This window comes from Burkholderia sp. L-4 (genome assembly GCF_056856535.1).
Genome location: NZ_JBXEOX010000001.1, coordinates 981,427 through 998,181, shown reverse-complemented (window position 1 = coordinate 998,181; position 16,755 = coordinate 981,427). Strand labels below are relative to the sequence as shown.

The window sequence follows — 16,755 nt, the reverse complement described above, 5'->3', positions numbered from 1 at the left end:
CTCACATCGTAACCATCACCGGTTCAGCTTAAGAGGTTGTCGGCCCGCTCGTGCTCGACACCTCTGCCTTCCTCGAAGGCCTGCTGCTTGGCGCCGGCCTGTTCACGTCGGTCGGCCCCAAGGACGCCTTCGTCATCAAGCGCTCGCTCTCGAGCCCCCACCTGCTCTCCATCGCCCTCGTCTGCGCAGGCAGCGACGCGTTGCTGATCGCGCTCGGCGCGCACGGGTTGTCTTCGTTGCTGTCGCGCCATCCCGGCGTCGTGTCGGCCGCGCTGTGGGCCGGCATCGCGTATCTGGCCGGTTACGGCCTGCTCGCGTTGCGCTCGGCGATCCGGCGACGACAGCCGGAACACGTCACGGGTCCACGCTCGGCCACCGAACCCACGCGGTCGAGCACGGTGCTCGCCACCGCCGCCGTTTCGCTGCTCAATCCGTATGCGTGGATCGATACCGTGCTGCTGCTCGGCACCGTGATCGTGAGTCATGCGCCGTCCGCACGCGCGCCGTTCGCGATCGGTGCGATGACCGCTTCGCTCGTCTGGTTCCTGATGCTTGCCTATGGCGCACGCGCGTGCCGTGCCTGGTTCGCTCGCACGCTCGCGTGGCGTGTGCTCGACGGCTTCGTCGCGGTGATGATGCTCGGCTTCGCGATTCGGTTCGCGATCGATGCGCTTTAGGTTTCAGCGACCGGATACCGGGATCGCGCGGAATGTATCGTGCGCGTTGGCATGCAGTTCGAAACCGATACCGGGCGCCTGCGGCACGCGTGCGTATCCGGCGTCGACGGTTTCGCCGTCGGCCAATCCGCTGAACGGATGGAACGCGAACGGGCTGACTTCCGCGCCGCCGAGACCGAGCGCCGCGACGACGTGCAACGAGAACAGATGGCCGCCGTGCGGCCAGAACGCATCGCGCCGCCAGCCGCGCGACACGAAGTGATCGACGATCTGCAGATATCCCGGCAGCCCGTAGCCGTGCACGGGATCGAACACGAGCACGTCGCGATCGCGGCGCAAACCGCCATAGCGCTCGAGCAGCTTCGCTTCCGCGAGCGAGAACAGCGCTTCGCCGGCCGCGATCGGCGGGGCGTATCGTGCGGCGAGGTCCGCCTGAAGCGGCAGGTCGAGCGGGTCGCACACGTCCTCGAACCACCAGAGATCGAACGGTGCGAGCATCTCGGCGGCCGCGCCGACCGTCGTGGCGTCATACGTATTCATCGCGTCGACCGCAAGATGCGAACTGCCCGCGAGGTGCGCGGCGGCGACTTCGATGCGGCGTCGATCCTGGTCGAGATCCGCGCCGCCGATCTTGATCTTCGCATGCGTGTAGCCGAGATCGGCGAAACGACGCATCTCGTCCGACAGGCGCGCGAGATCGTCATGCGGATAGCGGTAGCCGCCGCCGGCATACACGCGCACGCGGGTTGCCGCCGTGCGTTCGAGCCGGTCGGCGAGAAAACGACTGAGCGGCAGGTCGGCAATTTTCGCGGCGGCGTCCCAGATCGCCATGTCGAGCGTGCCGACCGCGACGCAACGTTCGCCGTGGCCGCCGGGCTTTTCGCCGGCCATCATCGCGCGCCATGCACGGAACGGGTCGAGGTTCGTGCCGGTGTCGTCGGCGAGGGTATCGGCGGCGGCCAGCAGGCGCGGCGCGAACCGTTCCCGGATCAAACCGCCCTGCGCGAAGCGGCCGATCGATGCGTAGCCGTAGCCCGTCACCGGGCGGCCGTCGCGCACGACGTCGGTCACGACCGCGACGGCGCTCGTCGTCAGGCCACCGGACGGAATCGCGGGATCGGCATAACGCGACACGGGAATCGCGCGCTCGTGGATGGCGGTGATGCGCATGGTCGGGCTCCGGAGAGGCGTCCGGCGCAGGCGGATGGTTCATGCGCTGCAGCGGAATCGATGGGCGGATCGCTGCATCTTAGGGGTTTGCGTGACAGCGTGCAGGACCGGCGGCGACCGTCGTCGCGTAATCGCCGGACAACCGCGCGTCGCATTCATCACGGGTTGCAGCCGAATGGCAGAGCGCGCCGAGCCTGTTGCCACGCTCGGCGCGCTATTTCCGGACCGGATCGGCATTCATTGATTGAGCCGGAGTCCTCGTTTGCTCCTCGCGGCTTGGTGAGCCGCGAGGACGCAGGGCGATGACGGTATGCGTGGGCCGGGTCGAATCGACCGCCCGCTCAGGCGAAAACGAAGTACTTGCGCACCGTCTCCACCACTTCCCACGTCCCTTTCATGCCGGGTTCGATCACGAACACGTCGCCGGCCTTCAGGTGCACCGACTCCTCCCCTTCCGGCGTGATGATGCAGTACCCGTCGAGGAAGTGGCAGTACTCCCACTTCTCGTAGTTCACCTCGAACTTGCCCGGCGTGCAGATCCAGGTGCCCATGATCTTGCTGCCGTCCTTCGAGACGTATGCGTTGAGGTTCACGGTGTGCGGATCGCCGCCGATGCGCTTCCACTTGGTCGCATCAAGGACAGGCGTCGGGCAGGTTTTGCGCAGAACGGTGATGAAATCGGACATGTCGGCTCCAGACTGACGATCGTGTAAGAGACCTGTCACGTTAGTTCGAAAGCCTTGCCCGGGCTTGTATGCGTCCGACACCGACTCGTCCATTTTCGACATCGGCTGGTAGAGGCACGCCGCCGGCGGGTTTCGTCCGGTCTGGGTGCCACGGAACCGCCTCACGTAATGGCCGATCTGCCGCGCAGACGGTGCATCGAGATAGGTGTCCATCACGGTACACAAAGTCGTTTGCCAGCCGCCCAAACAACCTCACTTGCCACGTCGACGCCAAACCTTGTAGAATTACGCGTTCTGCGGGCGTCGTATAATGGCCATTACCTCAGCTTCCCAAGCTGATGACGTGGGTTCGATTCCCATCGCCCGCTCCAGTTTTCGGCTGCATCGCAGCCTGCGCAAAAGCCGCCTCGTCGAAGGCGGCTTTTTTGTACCATGTGCCGGATCGCCCGGCGCACTGCCGCGCACAACGGGCCCTCGCCCGCAACCGAGCCTTTCTCTGTCACCGATGATGCACGACGATCCGAACGAAGCCGGCCTGCCGCCGCACGACGACGCCATTTCCGACGAAGCCGCCGACGGCGCCGACGACGTCAATCCGCTGCACCGCCGCCGCATCCGCAGCTTCGTGACGCGCGCCGGCCGCGTGTCGACCGGCCAGCGCCGCGCGCTCGACGAGTTCGGCCCGCGCTTCGTCGTCCCGTATGCGCCGGAACTGCCCGACTGGAACGCGATCTTCGGCCGCAACGCGCCGCGCATCCTCGAGATCGGTTTCGGGATGGGCGCGTCGACCGCGGAAATCGCCGCGCACCGCCCGGGCGACGACTTCCTCGGCGTCGAAGTCCATGAGCCGGGCGTCGGCGCGCTGCTGAAGCTGATCGGCGAGCAGGATCTGCCGAACATCCGCATCATCCAGCACGACGCGGTCGAAGTGCTCGAGCACATGATCGCGCCGGAAAGCCTCGACGGCGTGCACATCTTCTTTCCCGATCCGTGGCACAAGGCGCGCCACCACAAGCGCCGGCTGATCCAGCCGCCGCTCGTCGCGCATCTCGCGTCGCGCCTGAAGCCCGGCGCCTACATTCACTGCGCGACCGACTGGCAGAACTATGCGGAGCAGATGCTCGAAGTACTCGGCGCGGAGCCGACGCTCGAGAACACGGCCGCCGACTACGCACCGCGCCCCGACTACCGCCCGGTGACGAAGTTCGAACGGCGCGGGCTGCGGCTCGGCCACGGCGTGTGGGACCTGGTGTTCCGCAAGCGCGCCAGTTAAGCCCCCGCTCCGCCCAGAAAAAACGGCCCGACCGGCATTGCCGATCGGGCCGTTTTTCATGTACGCATGCCGGATTACGACGCGCGCCTCACGCCCAGTTCAGCCAGCCGCTGTAACCGACCAGCAGCACGAACAACCCGAACGCGATCCGGTACCACGCGAACACCGTGAAATCGTGCGTCGCGACATAACGCAGCAGCCAGCGCACGCACACGAACGCGCTGACGAACGCCGCGACGAGCCCGAGCGCGAACAGGCCGAGCGAATCGACGGTGAACGCCTGCCAGTCCTTGACGGTTTCGTAGAGCGTCGCGCCGAAGATGATCGGAATCGCGAGGAAGAACGAGAACTCGGTGGCCACGCGCCGGTCGAGGCCGAACAGCATCCCGCCGATGATCGTCGAGCCCGAGCGCGACATGCCGGGCACCAGCGCGAAGCATTGCGCGATGCCGACCTTGAACGCATCGAGCGGCGTCAGCGCATCGACCGACATCACGCGCGGCGGCTCGCTGCGTTCGCGCTGCCGCGCCTCGGCCCACAGGATGATCGCGCCACCCACGACGAGTGCGAACGCGACGGGCACCGGCGAAAACAGCACGGCCTTGATCTTCTTCTCGAACAGGAGGCCGAGCGCGATCGCGGGAATCGTCGCGATCACGACGTTCAGCGTGAAGCGCCGCGCGTCGGGCCGGCTCGGCAGCCCGGACACGATGGATGCGATCCGCTGCCGGTATTCCCAGCAGACCGCGAGAATCGCGCCGAACTGGATCACGACGTCGAACGTCTTCGCGTGCGAATCGTTGAAATTCAGGAAGCTGCCCGCGACGATCAGGTGGCCGGTGCTCGACACCGGCAGGAATTCCGTCAGCCCCTCGACGACGCCGAGGATCAATGCCTTGCAGATCAGGATCCAGTCCATCCGTGGCCCAACTCCGAAAAGGTCGAAAGAAAGGGCCACTCTTCCACGCGCGGCCCGCCCGGCCGCGCGCGGTCCGTCGTCACTTTTCGACGATCGCCACGCGTATGCCGTTTGTAAGGATCGTAATTGTACCGGGTTCGTAGTTCACCCCGGCAAATTGCAGTTGCTCGGGCTTGAACGTGTAGATCGGGTAATTGGTCAGCAACTGCGTCGCGAGCAGGCCTGCGGCCGCCCCGACCTGCTGCGCGTACATCTGCGCGTCGCCGTCGAGCACGAGGCTGTCGACGGCCGGTGCCTTCAGCACGACCGAGCGGCTCGGCGCGTCGTACGCGAGCTGGCCCGACACGGTGAACTTGCCGCTGACGGGCGCGCGCAGGAACGGGCTCGCGAAATGCGCGTCGAGCTGCACCGCGACGCGGTTCTGGTCCGGCAGCAGGTTGACGTTCGGGTTCGCGAGCGACACGTCGACGACCTGCGCAACCGTCTTCTGGTACGGGAACTTGCGCCCGACGGCTTTCTGCACGTCGCCGCGCGAGAACGTGTAGTGATCGGGGATGAACGGGAACGTCGACGCGCACGCGGCGAGCGATACGCATACGCCGACGGCGCCGAGGGAGGCGGCAAGGAAACGGCGCCGGCCGGGCGCGCGAGGTACGGTCATGCTGAACGCTCTCCTGTAGGCGCCGACGGCCGCGTCGCGGCCTCGAGGCGCGTGAGCCACGCGAGCGCGTCGTCGCGCGACGCGCCGCACATGTCGGCGGACGGCTGCAGCCCGGAACAGCACGCGGGCCGCTCGGGCCGGCCGAAGATCATGCAGCGCAGGTCGTCGCCGAGCTGCGCGCAGCGCACGCCGGCCGGCTTGCCGCCGGGCATGCCCGGGATCGGGCTGGAAATCGACGGCGCGATGCAGCACGCGCCGCAGCCCTCGCGGCACGCATGCGGCGGCGGGACGTCGGCGGGCGCCGGGCGGACAGGCAATTCGACGGACACTCGGCTCTCTCGACACGACAGACAACGAAAACGGCGCGGCAACCGGACGCGGTGCCCGGTTGCCCCACCCCGCATTGTGCCATCGTCGGCTGCGACGTTATTACACAATGCAGCCGAATCGCGTGTTTATATACTCGAAAGCATCTAAAAAGCGCGAGACCGTCATGAGTTCTGGTTCTGCCGACACAATGTTCCGTCCCGATTTGCTCGCGAAATACGGCGCGAACGGGCCGCGCTATACGTCGTACCCCACCGCGCTGCAGTTCCGCGACGATTTCGACCCGGCCGACTACGTACGCGCGGCCAGCGACCCCGGCGCGTCGTCGAGCGAGCTGTCGCTGTACGTCCACATCCCGTTCTGCAACACCGCGTGCTTCTACTGCGGCTGCAACAAGATCGCGACCAACAACCGCCGCCGCGCCCGCCCGTATCTCGACCAGCTCAAGCGCGAGATGGCGCTGCAGGCCGCGCTGTTCGATCCGTCCCGCCCCGTCACGCAGCTGCACTGGGGCGGCGGCACGCCGACCTTCCTGTCCGACGACGAAACGGCCGAACTGATGGCGGCCACCCGCGAGCACTTCGCGCTCGCGCCGGACGCCGATGCCGAGTTCTCGATCGAGATCGACCCGCGCACGGTCACGCCCGCGACGCTCGTGCACCTGCGCACGATCGGCTTCAACCGGCTGAGCCTCGGCGTGCAGGATTTCGACCCGGCCGTCCAGCAGGCAATCAACCGCGTCCAGCCGCGCGCGATGACGGCCGACCTGCTCGCCGCCGCGCGCGCGACGGGCTTTCATTCGGTGAGCGTCGACCTGATCTACGGGCTGCCGCACCAGACCGTCGCCGTGTTCGCGCGCACGCTGGAGACGATCATCGAGCTCGCGCCCGATCGCCTGTCGGTGTTCGGCTACGCGCACATGCCGCACCTGTTCAAGATGCAGCGGCAGATCGACGACGCGGCGCTGCCGCCGCCGGAAGCGCGCATCGCGCTGCTCGGCCTCGCGATCGACATGCTGACGTCGGCCGGCTACGTGTACATCGGGATGGACCACTTCGCGCGGCCGTCGGACGAACTCGTGCGCGCGCAGCGCAACGGCACGCTGCAGCGCAATTTCCAGGGCTACAGCACGCGCGCGGACACCGATCTCGTCGGCTTCGGCGTGTCGTCGATCGGCAAGGTCGGCGACGTCTACGCGCAGAACGCGAAGGACCTGCCCGCGTACGGCGCCGCGCTCGACGCGGGCCGGCTGCCGATCGCGCGCGGCGTGCGGCTCACGCCCGACGACCGGCTGCGCCGCGACGTGATCACGCAACTGATGTGCAACCTCGCGCTGCCGTTCTCGCATGTCGAGGCCGCGCACGGCATCCGCTTCACCGATCATTTCGCGCGCGAACTCGACGCGCTGCGCCCGTTCGAGCGCGACGGTCTGCTGACGATCGCGCACGACCGCCTGACGATCCATCCGGCCGGCCGGATGGTCGTGCGCAATATCGCGATGGCGTTCGACGCATACCTGGGCCAGATGCCGCGGCAGCGCTACTCGCGCACCGTTTGACACCCGCGCCGGCCGCACGCGGGCGGCCGGTTTGATACAGTGTGGGGCTTACGCTCCGCCAGAACCCGCACGATGCGCACCACCAAAGCGACCCACGCAGTCGAACGCCTGAAGACCCGCTCCGGCAACCCGCAATTCGCGGCCGTCGCGATGGCGGGCGGCCTGTTCTATCTCGTCGACCGTTCCGGCGGCACCGCCGAAAAACGCTGCGAGCCGCTGCCGCTCGACGAGTTCGTCAAGTTCGTCGACGAATTCGGCCCCAAAAAGCCGCGCAAGGCGAGCAAGCTCGACCTCGCATTCGAGGCGCAGATCAAGAAGAGCAAGGGGTAAAGGTCTGTTGCAGGCCGCCTGAAGGCTTCGCAGCCGCCCCGTTTGGTACAATCACGAAGTTTCTCTATCCCCGCTGATGGCCGACCAGGCTGCGTGACCACACCATGAATATCGAAAACGCGCGTTTCAACATGATCGAACAGCAGATCCGTCCGTGGGACGTGCTGGATCTGGACGTCCTGGGCCTGCTGTCGATCGTCAAGCGTGAAAACTACGTTCCGGCCGAATACCGCGATCTCGCGTTCGCCGACCTCGAACTGCCGCTGCCCGGCGGCACCAGCAAGATGCTGTTCCCGCGCGTCGAGGCGCGCGTGCTGCAGGAGCTGACCGTCAAGAAACACGAAAACGTGCTCGTGATCGGTGCGGGCTCCGGTTACCTGGCCGCGCTGTTCGCGCATCGCGCGCAGCACGTGACGGCCGTCGAAATCGATCCGGCGATCGCGAAATTCGCGGAAGACAACCTGCGCAACGACGGCGTGACCAACGCGGAAGTCGTGCTCGGCGACGGTTCGCGCGGCTGGGCGGCCAAGGCGCCGTACGACGTGATCTGCGTCGCGGGCGGCCTGCCGGTCGTGCCGCAGGAAATGCTCGAGCAGCTGAAGATCGGCGGCCGCCTGTCGGCATTCGTCGGCGGCCGTCCGGTGATGAAGGCACAGATCATCACGCGCATCGACGACAAGCAGTATCGTGTCGCCGACGTGTTCGAAACGTACATCAACCACCTCGTCAACGCGATCGAGCCGTCGCGCTTCAAGTTCTGAGCGGCGGAGCCTCCATGCAGATCCTGACGCCCGCGATGCTCGCGGAATGGCTCGGCGATTCGGCACGCCCCGCGCCGGTCGTGCTCGACGTGCGCGAGCCGTGGGAAATCGCGACCGCGCAGATCGCCGGCAGCGTGTCGATCCCGATGCAGCAGATCCCCGCGCGCAGCGAGGAGCTCGACGACGAAGCGGAAATCGTCTGCGTGTGCCATCACGGGATGCGCAGCGCGCAGGTCGCGATGTTCCTCGAATCGCGCGGCTTCACGAAGCTGTACAACCTGCAAGGCGGGATCGACGCGTGGTCGCGCGACGTCGATCCGTCCGTGCCGCGTTACTGACCTGTCCGGCGGCGCATCATGCGCCGCCCCGCCGGCCGGCCCGCTGCCGCCGGCCGCACTGATCCGCCGAACGGGCACGCATCGCGTGCCCGTTTCTGTTTTCCGCCCCGCTTCGTTCCCGTCCACATGCGCCGCTGACGGGCAAAGGCACCGCGCCCCGGCCGACCGTGCACCATTTGCGCCCACGCGCCTGCACCGCAACGGACCGCACCTGCTGCGCGACGCATCATCCGCACCATCCCGACGCCCGGCAACGCCCCGCACAGGCACGCCCGGCGTGCATCCGTGCGACTGGCACATGCCTTGCGTTACAGGAAGGCCGGCGCCGCCACGGCGCACGCACAACCAACACGACAAGGGGATACCGATGAAACGTCGCAGTCTGTTGAAGTTCGGTTCGATGGCCGGCGCGCTCGCGCTGGCGGGCAAGAGCCCGTTCGCGCACGCGGCCGATGCCGGCACCGGTCCGATCAAGGTCGGCATCCTGCATTCGCTGTCGGGCACGATGGCGATCTCGGAGACGTCGCTGAAGGACACCGCGCTGATGACGATCGCCGACATCAACAAGAGCGGCGGCGTGATGGGCCGCAAGGTCGAACCGGTGGTGGTCGATCCCGCGTCGAACTGGCCGCTGTTCGCCGAGAAGGCGCGCCAGTTGCTCACGCAGGACAAGGTCGCGTGCGTGTTCGGCTGCTGGACGTCGGTGTCGCGCAAGTCCGTGCTGCCGGTGTTCGAGGAACTGAACGGGCTGCTCTACTATCCGGTGCAGTATGAAGGCGAGGAAATGTCGCGCAACGTGTTCTACACGGGCGCCGCGCCGAACCAGCAGGCGATTCCGGCCGTCGAGTACCTGATGAGCGCGGAGGGCGGCGGTGCGAAACGCTTCTTCCTGCTCGGCACCGACTATGTGTATCCGCGCACGACCAACAAGATCCTGCGCGCATTCCTGAAATCGAAAGGCGTGAAGGACGCCGATATTCAGGAGGTCTACACGCCGTTCGGCCACAGCGACTACCAGACCATCGTCGCGAACATCAAGAACTTCTCGCAGGGCGGCAAGACGACCGTGATCTCGACGATCAACGGCGACTCGAACGTGCCGTTCTACAAGGAACTCGGCAACCAGGGCATCAAGGCGACCGACGTGCCGGTCGTCGCGTTCTCGGTCGGCGAGGAAGAGCTGCGCGGGATCGACACGAAACCGCTCGTCGGCCATCTCGCCGCATGGAACTACTTCATGTCGGTCAAGAACCCGACCAACACGAAATTCAAGGACCAGTTCGCCGCCTGGGTGAAGGCGAACAACCTGCCGGGCGGCGCGAAGCGCGTGACCAACGACCCGATGGAGGCGACCTACGTCGGCATCCACATGTGGAAGCAGGCGGTCGAGAAGGCGAAGAGCACCGACGTCGACAAGGTGCGCGTCGCGATGATCGGCCAGACGGTTGCCGCGCCGTCGGGCTTCACGCTCACGATGGACGGCAACCATCACCTGCACAAGCCGGTGATGATCGGCGAGATCCGCGGCGACGGGCAGTTCAACGTCGTGTGGAAGACGAAGACGGCGGTGCGCGCGCAACCGTGGAGCCCGTTCATCGCCGGCAACCAGGGCAAGCCCGACGTCGTCAGCTCGATCCCGGCGTTCCTGCGCCGGCAGCGCACGGCGCTGGCCTGACGCGATGCAGGGGCACGCACACCGACGCGTTGCCCCGCTCGCACGCATGCACCGATGCGCCGGCCGGCCCATCGGTGCGTGAATCCGCCTCCCTACGCCGACAGGATCTCCCGATGCCTACACGCTTTCGCCGAGCCGCCGTCGCGATCGTCGCTTGCGCCGCCCTCGCGGGCATGCTGCCGCGCGCCGCGTTCGCGCTGACGGCGGCCGATACCGCCGCGCTCGCCGGCGACGACTTCGACGCGAAGACGGCCGCGATCGAACGCCTCGCCGCCGACACGGATCCGCGCGCGATTACGGTACTCAACGCACTGTCGAGCGGCGACGCGCTCGCGACCGGCGACGGCCGCCTGCTGATCCAGACCGGCGACACCGCGCACGATGCGCTCACGCAGGCCGCGACGCCGGCCGGCGATGCACAGCCCGTGATGCTGAACAACCTGCTGCGCACGAAGATCGCGGGCGCGCTGTCGGGCCTCGCGCTCGCATCGCCCGACGTCGCCGCGCGACGCGACGCGATCGATGCGCTGCTGAAATCGCCCGATCCGGCGCTCAAGCCGATGATCGACCGTGCCCGCGCGAAGGAAACCGACCCCGCACTGAAGCGCCGCCTCGACGCGCTGTGGGCGATCTCCGCGCTGCACGACGCCGATCCGGCGAAGCGCCTCGAAGCCGTGCAGGTGGTGGCCGCGCGCCGCGATCTCGACATGATCGAACAGCTCCGCCCGCTCGTCGCGAAGAATGCCGACGGCAGCTACACGGAACCCGACGCCCGCGTGCGCGACGCCGCGCAGCAAGGGCTCGACGCATTGCACTCGCTGCAGCGCCGCGGCGAGATCGTCGGCACGCTGTTCGCGGGCCTGTCGCTCGGCAGCGTGCTGCTGCTCGCCGCGCTCGGCCTCGCGATCACGTACGGGCTGATCGGCGTGATCAACATGGCGCACGGCGAGTTCCTGATGATCGGTGCGTACGCAACCTATGTCGTGCAGACGCTGGTCCAGCGCTACGCGCCCGGCGCGTTCGACTGGTATCCGCTCGTCGCCGTGCCCGCGTCGTTCGTCGCGGCCGCGCTCGTCGGCATCGTGCTGGAGCGGCTCGTGCTGCGGCACCTGTACGGCCGCCCGCTCGAAACGCTGCTCGCGACGTTCGGCGTGAGCCTGATCCTGATCCAGGCGACGCGCATGCTGTTCGGCGCGCAGAACGTGCAGGTCGTGAATCCATCGTGGATGAGCGGCGGCGTGACGGTGATGCAGAACCTGATCCTGCCGTACAACCGCCTCGCGATCCTCGCATTCGCGCTCGCGGTGGTATTCGTCGCGTGGGCCGTGCTGACGAAGACGCGGCTCGGCCTGTTCGTGCGCGCGGTCACGCAGAACCGCCGGATGGCCGCGTGCGTCGGCGTGAAGACCGCACGCGTCGACGCCTATGCGTTCGCCTTCGGTGCGGGCATCGCGGGCCTCGGCGGCTGCGCGCTGTCGCAGATCGGCAACGTGGGCCCCGACCTCGGCCAGAACTACATCATCGATTCGTTCATGGCCGTCGTGCTCGGCGGCGTCGGGCAGATCGCCGGCACCGTGCTCGGCGGCTTCGGGCTCGGCCTCGCGAGCAAGGCGATCGAGCCGTTCTGGGGCGCCGTGCTCGCGAAGATCGCGGTGCTCGTGATGATCGTGCTGTTCATCCAGAAACGCCCGCAGGGCATGTTCGCCCCGAAGGGCCGCAGCGCGGAGGCTTGACGTGACTTCAATCAGCGATTCGCTGTCGAACCCGGTCGCCGGCGCACCGACGCCCGCCGCCGCCGGACGGGCGGCCGACGGCTTCGCGCTCGGCCTGCCGCCGCGCCCCGCGCTCTTGTCGCGCCGCGCATGGCTCGCGCTCGTCGCGCTGTGCGTCGCGATCGGCATCGGCGTGCCGCTCGCCGCGCTCGTCGCGCCCGAAGCGAGCGCGTTCCATCTGTCCGCGTACGCGATGACGCTCGCCGGCAAGCTGATGTGCTATGCGATCGCCGCGCTCGCGCTCGATCTCGTGTGGGGTTACTGCGGCATCCTGAGCCTCGGCCACGGGCTGTTCTTCGCGCTCGGCGGCTATGCGATCGGCATGTACCTGATGCGCGAGATCGGTCGCGACGGCAAGTACGGCAGCGACCTGCCGGACTTCATGGTGTTTCTCGACTGGCACCAGTTGCCGTGGTACTGGAGCGGCACGCAGCATCTCGCGTGGGCGCTCGCGCTCGTGGTGCTCGTGCCGGCCGTGCTCGCCTGGGTGTTCGGCTTCTTCACGTTCCGCTCGCGCGTGAAGGGCGTGTACCTGTCGATCATCACGCAGGCGCTGACGTTCGCCGCGATGCTGCTGTTCTATCGCAACGAGACGGGCTTCGGCGGCAACAACGGCTTCACCGACTTCAAGCGCATCGCGGGCTTCGCGATCACGTCGCCCGGCACGCGCACGGTGCTGTTGCTGCTGACGTTCGCGACGCTGGTGCTGGCGTTCATCGCCGCGCGCGCGATCGTCACGAGCAAGCTCGGGCGCGTCGTCACGGCCGTGCGCGACGGCGAGACGCGGCTGATGTTCCTCGGCTACAGCCCGCTCGCGTACAAACTGTTCGTGTGGACCGTGTCGGCCGTGCTGTGCGGGATCGCCGGCGCGCTGTACGTACCGCAGGTCGGCATCATCAACCCCGGCGAGATGTCGCCCGGCAACTCGATCGAGATGGCGATCTGGGTCGCGGTGGGCGGGCGCGGCACGCTGATCGGGCCGATCGTCGGCGCATTCGCGGTGAACGGCGCGAAGAGCCTGTTTACCGCGTACTTCGCCGAATACTGGCTGTTCTTCCTCGGCCTAATCTTCGTGCTCGTGCCGCTGCTGCTGCCGCGCGGCATCATGGGCCTCGTCGAAACCTTGCTCGCGAAGGGGAAACGCGCATGAACGGAACAGCCCTGTACCAGTTCACGCCGCCGCCCGAGGACGAATTGCTCGCCGTCAGCGGCGCCGCGTCGATGGGCCGCGTCGTGCCGCAAGGCATCGACACGTCGCACGGCACGATCCTTTATCTCGAGGATATCGAGGTGAGCTTCGACGGCTTTCGCGCGCTGAAGAAGCTGTCACTCGCGATCGACGCGGGCGAGCTGCGCTGCGTGATCGGCCCGAACGGCGCGGGCAAGACGACGATGATGGATGTCGTCACCGGCAAGACGCGCCCCGATGCCGGCAGCGTGTTTCTCGGCCAGACGCTCGACCTTTCGCGGATGAGCGAGCCCGAGATCGCGCGCGCGGGCATCGGCCGCAAGTTCCAGAAGCCGACCGTGTTCGAACAGCATCCGGTGTGGGAAAACCTCGAGCTCGCGATGCAGACCGACAAGGGCTGGCTCGCCTCGCTGCGCGCGCGGCTCGACCGCTCGGCGCAAGCCAGGATCGAGGAGACGCTCGCGCTGATCGGCCTCGAAAGTCACGCCTACCGCGCGGCCGGCGAGCTGTCGCACGGCCAGAAGCAGCGGCTCGAGATCGGCATGCTGCTGATGCAGCGCCCTGCCCTGCTGCTGCTCGACGAGCCGGCGGCCGGGATGACCGACCACGAGACGATGGAGCTCGCCGAGCTGCTGAACACGCTGCGCGGCACCTGCTCGATGATGGTCGTCGAGCACGACATGGAATTCGTCGCGGCGCTCGCGGGCGACACGGGCCGCGTGACGGTGATGGCCGAAGGCGCGGTGCTCGCGCAAGGCACGCTCGACCAGGTCAAGCGCGACGACGCCGTGATCGAGTCATACCTCGGACGATGATGCGATGCTGAAGATCGAAGCACTGAACCAGTACTACGGCGGCAGCCATATCCTGCGCGACGTGAACCTCGCCGCCGACGACGGCAAGCTCACCGTGCTGCTCGGCCGCAACGGCGTCGGCAAGAGCACGCTGCTGCGCTGCCTGATGGGCGTCGTCGCCGCGAAGAGCGGCAGCGTGTCGTGGCGCGGCACGGCGCTCGGCGCGCTGCCGCCGTATGCGCGCGTCGCGGCCGGGCTCGCGTACGTGCCGCAGGGCCGCGACATCTTTCCGCGGCTCACCGTCGAGGAAAACCTGCTCGTCGGCGCGGCCAGCCGCAAGGCGCCGTCGAAAGTGCCGGACCGCATCTACGACCTGTTCCCCGTGCTGAAGGACATGCGCGCGCGGCGCGGCGGCGACCTGTCGGGCGGCCAGCAGCAGCAGCTCGCGATCGGCCGCGCGCTGATGAGCGAGCCGCAGCTGCTGATCCTCGACGAGCCGACCGAAGGCATCCAGCCGTCGATCATCCAGGACATCGGCCGCACGCTGCGCCAGCTCGTCGACGAATCGAGGATGACGGTGCTGCTCGTCGAACAGTATTACGATTTCGCGCAATCGATCGCGGACCGCTACTGGGTGATGAGCCGCGGCGAGATCGTCGCGGGCGGCGATGCGCGCGACATGGCGGCGAACGGCGTGCGCGAACTGATCGCGGTGTGATGCGCGGCACGGCGTAGGCACCGCGGCAGGCACGGCGTAGGCACCGCGGCGAGAACGGCTGGCTGGCCGGGCCGCGGCACGCGGCGCTTCCACCGAACGCGGCAACTGCATTATTGTTCCGGTAGCATCCACGTTCCTCGCGCCCGTTTCCTTCGTTTCCCGTTCCCGTTTGCCGCCGATGTCCGCCTCCGATTCGCACGCCCCGCTGTCCCGCCCCGCCGTCGCCAAGTCGTGGCGCGGCCGCCTCGAACTCGGTTTCGAGCGGCACGGTGCGCGCACGACGCTCGCGCACCGGTTGCACGACGGCCCGCTGCGCGTGCAGCGGCCGCTGTACCCGGAAGGCGACGCGATCTGCCACGCGGTGATCGTCCACCCGCCGGGCGGCGTCGCGGGCGGCGACCGGCTCGACATCGACATCGCGCTCGGCGACGGCACGCACGCGGTGCTGACGACGCCGGGCGCGACCAAGTGGTACAAGTCGAACGGCCTCGACGCGACGCAGCGCATCGGCATCACGGTCGGCCGGGACGCGAAGCTCGACTGGCTGCCCCAGAACAACCTGTTCTTCGACGCGGCGCACGCAGCGCTCGATTTCACGGTGACGCTCGGCGCGGGTGCCAGTGCGATCGGCTGGGACGCGACACAGCTCGGCCGGCAGGCGGCCGGCGAAACCTGGGCGGCGGGACGCATCGCATCGACCTCGGCGCTCGTCGATGCCGACGGCCGGCCGCTTTGGACCGAACGCGCGCTGCTCGACGCGCACGATCCGCTGCGCGGCGCGCTGCAGGGCCTCGCCGGCTTTCCCGCATACGGCACGCTGTGGGCGGTCGGCGCCGCATGCGACGCCGCGCTGGCCGAATCGCTCGCCGCCCGGATGCCGTTCGACGACACGCTGCGTGCGGGCGCCACCTGCGTGACGCCCGGGGTCGTGCTCGTGCGCGCGCTGTCGACCTCGATGGAAGCGCTGCAGCGCCACTTCACCGACTGCTGGCTGCACTTGCGGCCGATCGTGCACGGCGTCGACGCACGGCCGCTGCGCCTCTGGCAAACCTGAGCGCGTCCGCGCCGCGCACCGTTTCGGCGCAAGGCCGCCTCGGACACTGCACGTTCGTCATGCACGACGCACCACGAACGCGCATCGCGCACCATGCGACAGGCATGGCACGCGCCTTGCTCCTTACATAGTCGATACACGACGCACGCAAAACAGCGCGGTGCTACGATGACTCGCGCGTCCGCCTGGTCGCATGTACACCGATAAAAATTACGTTTTCCCGAACGTTTGCCTTCATGAAACTGACTCCCCGCGAGAAGGACAAGCTGCTGATCTTCACGGCAGCGCTGCTGGCCGAGCGCCGTCGCGCGCGCGGCCTGAAGCTCAACTATCCGGAGGCGGTCGCCTTCATCACCGCCGCGCTGATGGAAGCCGCACGCGACGGCAAGACGGTGGCCGAAGTGATGCATTACGGCACGACGCTGCTCACGCGCGACGACGTGATGGACGGCGTGCCGGAGATGATTCCCGACATCCAGGTCGAGGCGACCTTCCCCGACGGCACGAAGCTCGTGACCGTCCATCATCCGATTCCGTGAGGCCCCGCATGATCCCCGGCGAAATCCTCACCGACGACGGCGAACACGAACTGAACGCGGGCCGCGCGACGCTGACGCTCGTCGTCGCGAACACCGGCGACCGCCCGGTGCAGGTCGGCTCGCATTACCACTTCTTCGAAGTCAACGACGCATTGTCGTTCGACCGCGCGGCCGCGCGCGGCTTCCGGCTCAACATCGCGGCCGGCACGGCCGTGCGCTTCGAGCCGGGCCAGACGCGCACCGTCGAGCTCGTCGCGCTCGCGGGCGCGCGCGCCGTCTACGGTTTTCAAGGCAAGGTGATGGGGCCGCTGTAA

19 protein-coding genes and 1 tRNA gene are annotated in these 16,755 nt (G+C 67.7%); 15 read left to right on the top strand and 5 right to left on the bottom strand.

What is annotated here, in order from left to right; genetic code table 11:
* Positions 1 to 50 precede the first annotated feature (50 nt).
* Positions 51 to 677, top strand: coding sequence for a LysE/ArgO family amino acid transporter (locus AC1VVG_RS04615; RefSeq protein ID WP_200097140.1), 627 nt, complete (start codon positions 51 to 53; stop codon positions 675 to 677).
* A gap of 3 nt (positions 678 to 680) precedes the next feature.
* Here the strand turns inward: AC1VVG_RS04615 and AC1VVG_RS04610 are convergent, their stop codons facing one another.
* The gene (locus tag AC1VVG_RS04610) at positions 681 to 1,847 is read right to left on the bottom strand and encodes a mandelate racemase/muconate lactonizing enzyme family protein (protein WP_226227288.1); all 1,167 of its coding nucleotides are present in this window, start codon (positions 1,845 to 1,847) and stop codon (positions 681 to 683) included.
* Positions 1,848 to 2,188: 341 nt separating this feature from the next.
* Complete coding sequence (locus tag AC1VVG_RS04605) at positions 2,189 to 2,533, bottom strand: cupin domain-containing protein (protein WP_034187308.1); 345 nt, start codon at positions 2,531 to 2,533, stop codon at positions 2,189 to 2,191.
* A gap of 296 nt (positions 2,534 to 2,829) precedes the next feature.
* On the opposite strand from AC1VVG_RS04605, the gene AC1VVG_RS04600 reads away from it, so the two are divergent.
* Together AC1VVG_RS04600 and trmB are read left to right on the top strand one after the other, a co-directional pair.
* A tRNA-Gly gene (locus AC1VVG_RS04600) sits at positions 2,830 to 2,904 on the top strand.
* A gap of 134 nt (positions 2,905 to 3,038) precedes the next feature.
* Positions 3,039 to 3,806, top strand: coding sequence for a tRNA (guanosine(46)-N7)-methyltransferase TrmB (trmB, locus tag AC1VVG_RS04595; RefSeq protein WP_482835309.1), 768 nt, complete (start codon positions 3,039 to 3,041; stop codon positions 3,804 to 3,806).
* Between the two features lie 88 nt (positions 3,807 to 3,894).
* Here the strand turns inward: trmB and AC1VVG_RS04590 are convergent, their stop codons facing one another.
* The 3 genes from AC1VVG_RS04590 to AC1VVG_RS04580 form a co-directional block, all read right to left on the bottom strand.
* On the bottom strand, positions 3,895 to 4,725 hold the full coding sequence (locus tag AC1VVG_RS04590) for an undecaprenyl-diphosphate phosphatase (RefSeq protein ID WP_034187306.1): 831 nt from the start codon (positions 4,723 to 4,725) through the stop codon (positions 3,895 to 3,897).
* 79 nt (positions 4,726 to 4,804) lie between these two features.
* Positions 4,805 to 5,386 carry a DUF1439 domain-containing protein gene (locus AC1VVG_RS04585; RefSeq protein WP_034187305.1) on the bottom strand — a complete coding sequence of 194 codons (582 nt, stop codon included), beginning with the start codon at positions 5,384 to 5,386 and terminating at the stop codon, positions 4,805 to 4,807.
* On the bottom strand, positions 5,383 to 5,703 hold the full coding sequence (locus tag AC1VVG_RS04580) for a YkgJ family cysteine cluster protein (RefSeq protein ID WP_049031226.1): 321 nt from the start codon (positions 5,701 to 5,703) through the stop codon (positions 5,383 to 5,385). The genes AC1VVG_RS04585 and AC1VVG_RS04580 overlap by 4 nt, the downstream gene beginning before the upstream one ends.
* Positions 5,704 to 5,879: 176 nt before the next feature.
* Here AC1VVG_RS04580 and hemN point away from each other — a divergent pair, with 176 nt between their 5' ends.
* The 12 genes from hemN (at position 5,880) to AC1VVG_RS04520 (ending at position 16,755) form a co-directional block, all read left to right on the top strand.
* A complete protein-coding gene (gene hemN, locus AC1VVG_RS04575; RefSeq protein ID WP_482835308.1) occupies positions 5,880 to 7,271 on the top strand; it encodes an oxygen-independent coproporphyrinogen III oxidase in 1,392 nt (463 codons plus the stop codon).
* 72 nt (positions 7,272 to 7,343) lie between these two features.
* Entirely contained in the window at positions 7,344 to 7,601 is a 258-nt protein-coding gene (locus AC1VVG_RS04570; RefSeq protein ID WP_006488573.1) for a hypothetical protein, read from the top strand.
* A 104-nt stretch (positions 7,602 to 7,705) separates the two neighbouring features.
* Positions 7,706 to 8,362, top strand: coding sequence for a protein-L-isoaspartate O-methyltransferase family protein (locus AC1VVG_RS04565; protein ID WP_034187303.1), 657 nt, complete (start codon positions 7,706 to 7,708; stop codon positions 8,360 to 8,362).
* Positions 8,363 to 8,376: 14 nt separating this feature from the next.
* Positions 8,377 to 8,700 carry a rhodanese-like domain-containing protein gene (locus AC1VVG_RS04560; protein WP_034187302.1) on the top strand — a complete coding sequence of 108 codons (324 nt, stop codon included), beginning with the start codon at positions 8,377 to 8,379 and terminating at the stop codon, positions 8,698 to 8,700.
* A 367-nt stretch (positions 8,701 to 9,067) separates the two neighbouring features.
* Positions 9,068 to 10,375 carry an urea ABC transporter substrate-binding protein gene (gene urtA / locus AC1VVG_RS04555; protein ID WP_049033581.1) on the top strand — a complete coding sequence of 436 codons (1,308 nt, stop codon included), beginning with the start codon at positions 9,068 to 9,070 and terminating at the stop codon, positions 10,373 to 10,375.
* A 113-nt stretch (positions 10,376 to 10,488) separates the two neighbouring features.
* Positions 10,489 to 12,108 carry an urea ABC transporter permease subunit UrtB gene (gene urtB / locus AC1VVG_RS04550; protein ID WP_124607812.1) on the top strand — a complete coding sequence of 540 codons (1,620 nt, stop codon included), beginning with the start codon at positions 10,489 to 10,491 and terminating at the stop codon, positions 12,106 to 12,108.
* 1 nt (position 12,109) lies between these two features.
* Complete coding sequence (gene urtC, locus AC1VVG_RS04545; RefSeq protein ID WP_034187299.1) at positions 12,110 to 13,297, top strand: urea ABC transporter permease subunit UrtC; 1,188 nt, start codon at positions 12,110 to 12,112, stop codon at positions 13,295 to 13,297.
* Positions 13,294 to 14,151, top strand: coding sequence for an urea ABC transporter ATP-binding protein UrtD (gene urtD / locus AC1VVG_RS04540; RefSeq protein ID WP_049033579.1), 858 nt, complete (start codon positions 13,294 to 13,296; stop codon positions 14,149 to 14,151). The genes urtC and urtD overlap by 4 nt, the downstream gene beginning before the upstream one ends.
* A gap of 4 nt (positions 14,152 to 14,155) precedes the next feature.
* Positions 14,156 to 14,848, top strand: a complete 693-nt coding sequence (gene urtE, locus AC1VVG_RS04535) for an urea ABC transporter ATP-binding subunit UrtE (RefSeq protein WP_059557193.1) — start codon at positions 14,156 to 14,158, stop codon at positions 14,846 to 14,848.
* A 178-nt stretch (positions 14,849 to 15,026) separates the two neighbouring features.
* A complete protein-coding gene (locus tag AC1VVG_RS04530; protein ID WP_034187296.1) occupies positions 15,027 to 15,902 on the top strand; it encodes an urease accessory protein UreD in 876 nt (291 codons plus the stop codon).
* A gap of 236 nt (positions 15,903 to 16,138) precedes the next feature.
* Positions 16,139 to 16,441, top strand: coding sequence for an urease subunit gamma (ureA, locus tag AC1VVG_RS04525; protein ID WP_006406310.1), 303 nt, complete (start codon positions 16,139 to 16,141; stop codon positions 16,439 to 16,441).
* Between the two features lie 8 nt (positions 16,442 to 16,449).
* A complete protein-coding gene (locus AC1VVG_RS04520; protein ID WP_034187295.1) occupies positions 16,450 to 16,755 on the top strand; it encodes an urease subunit beta in 306 nt (101 codons plus the stop codon).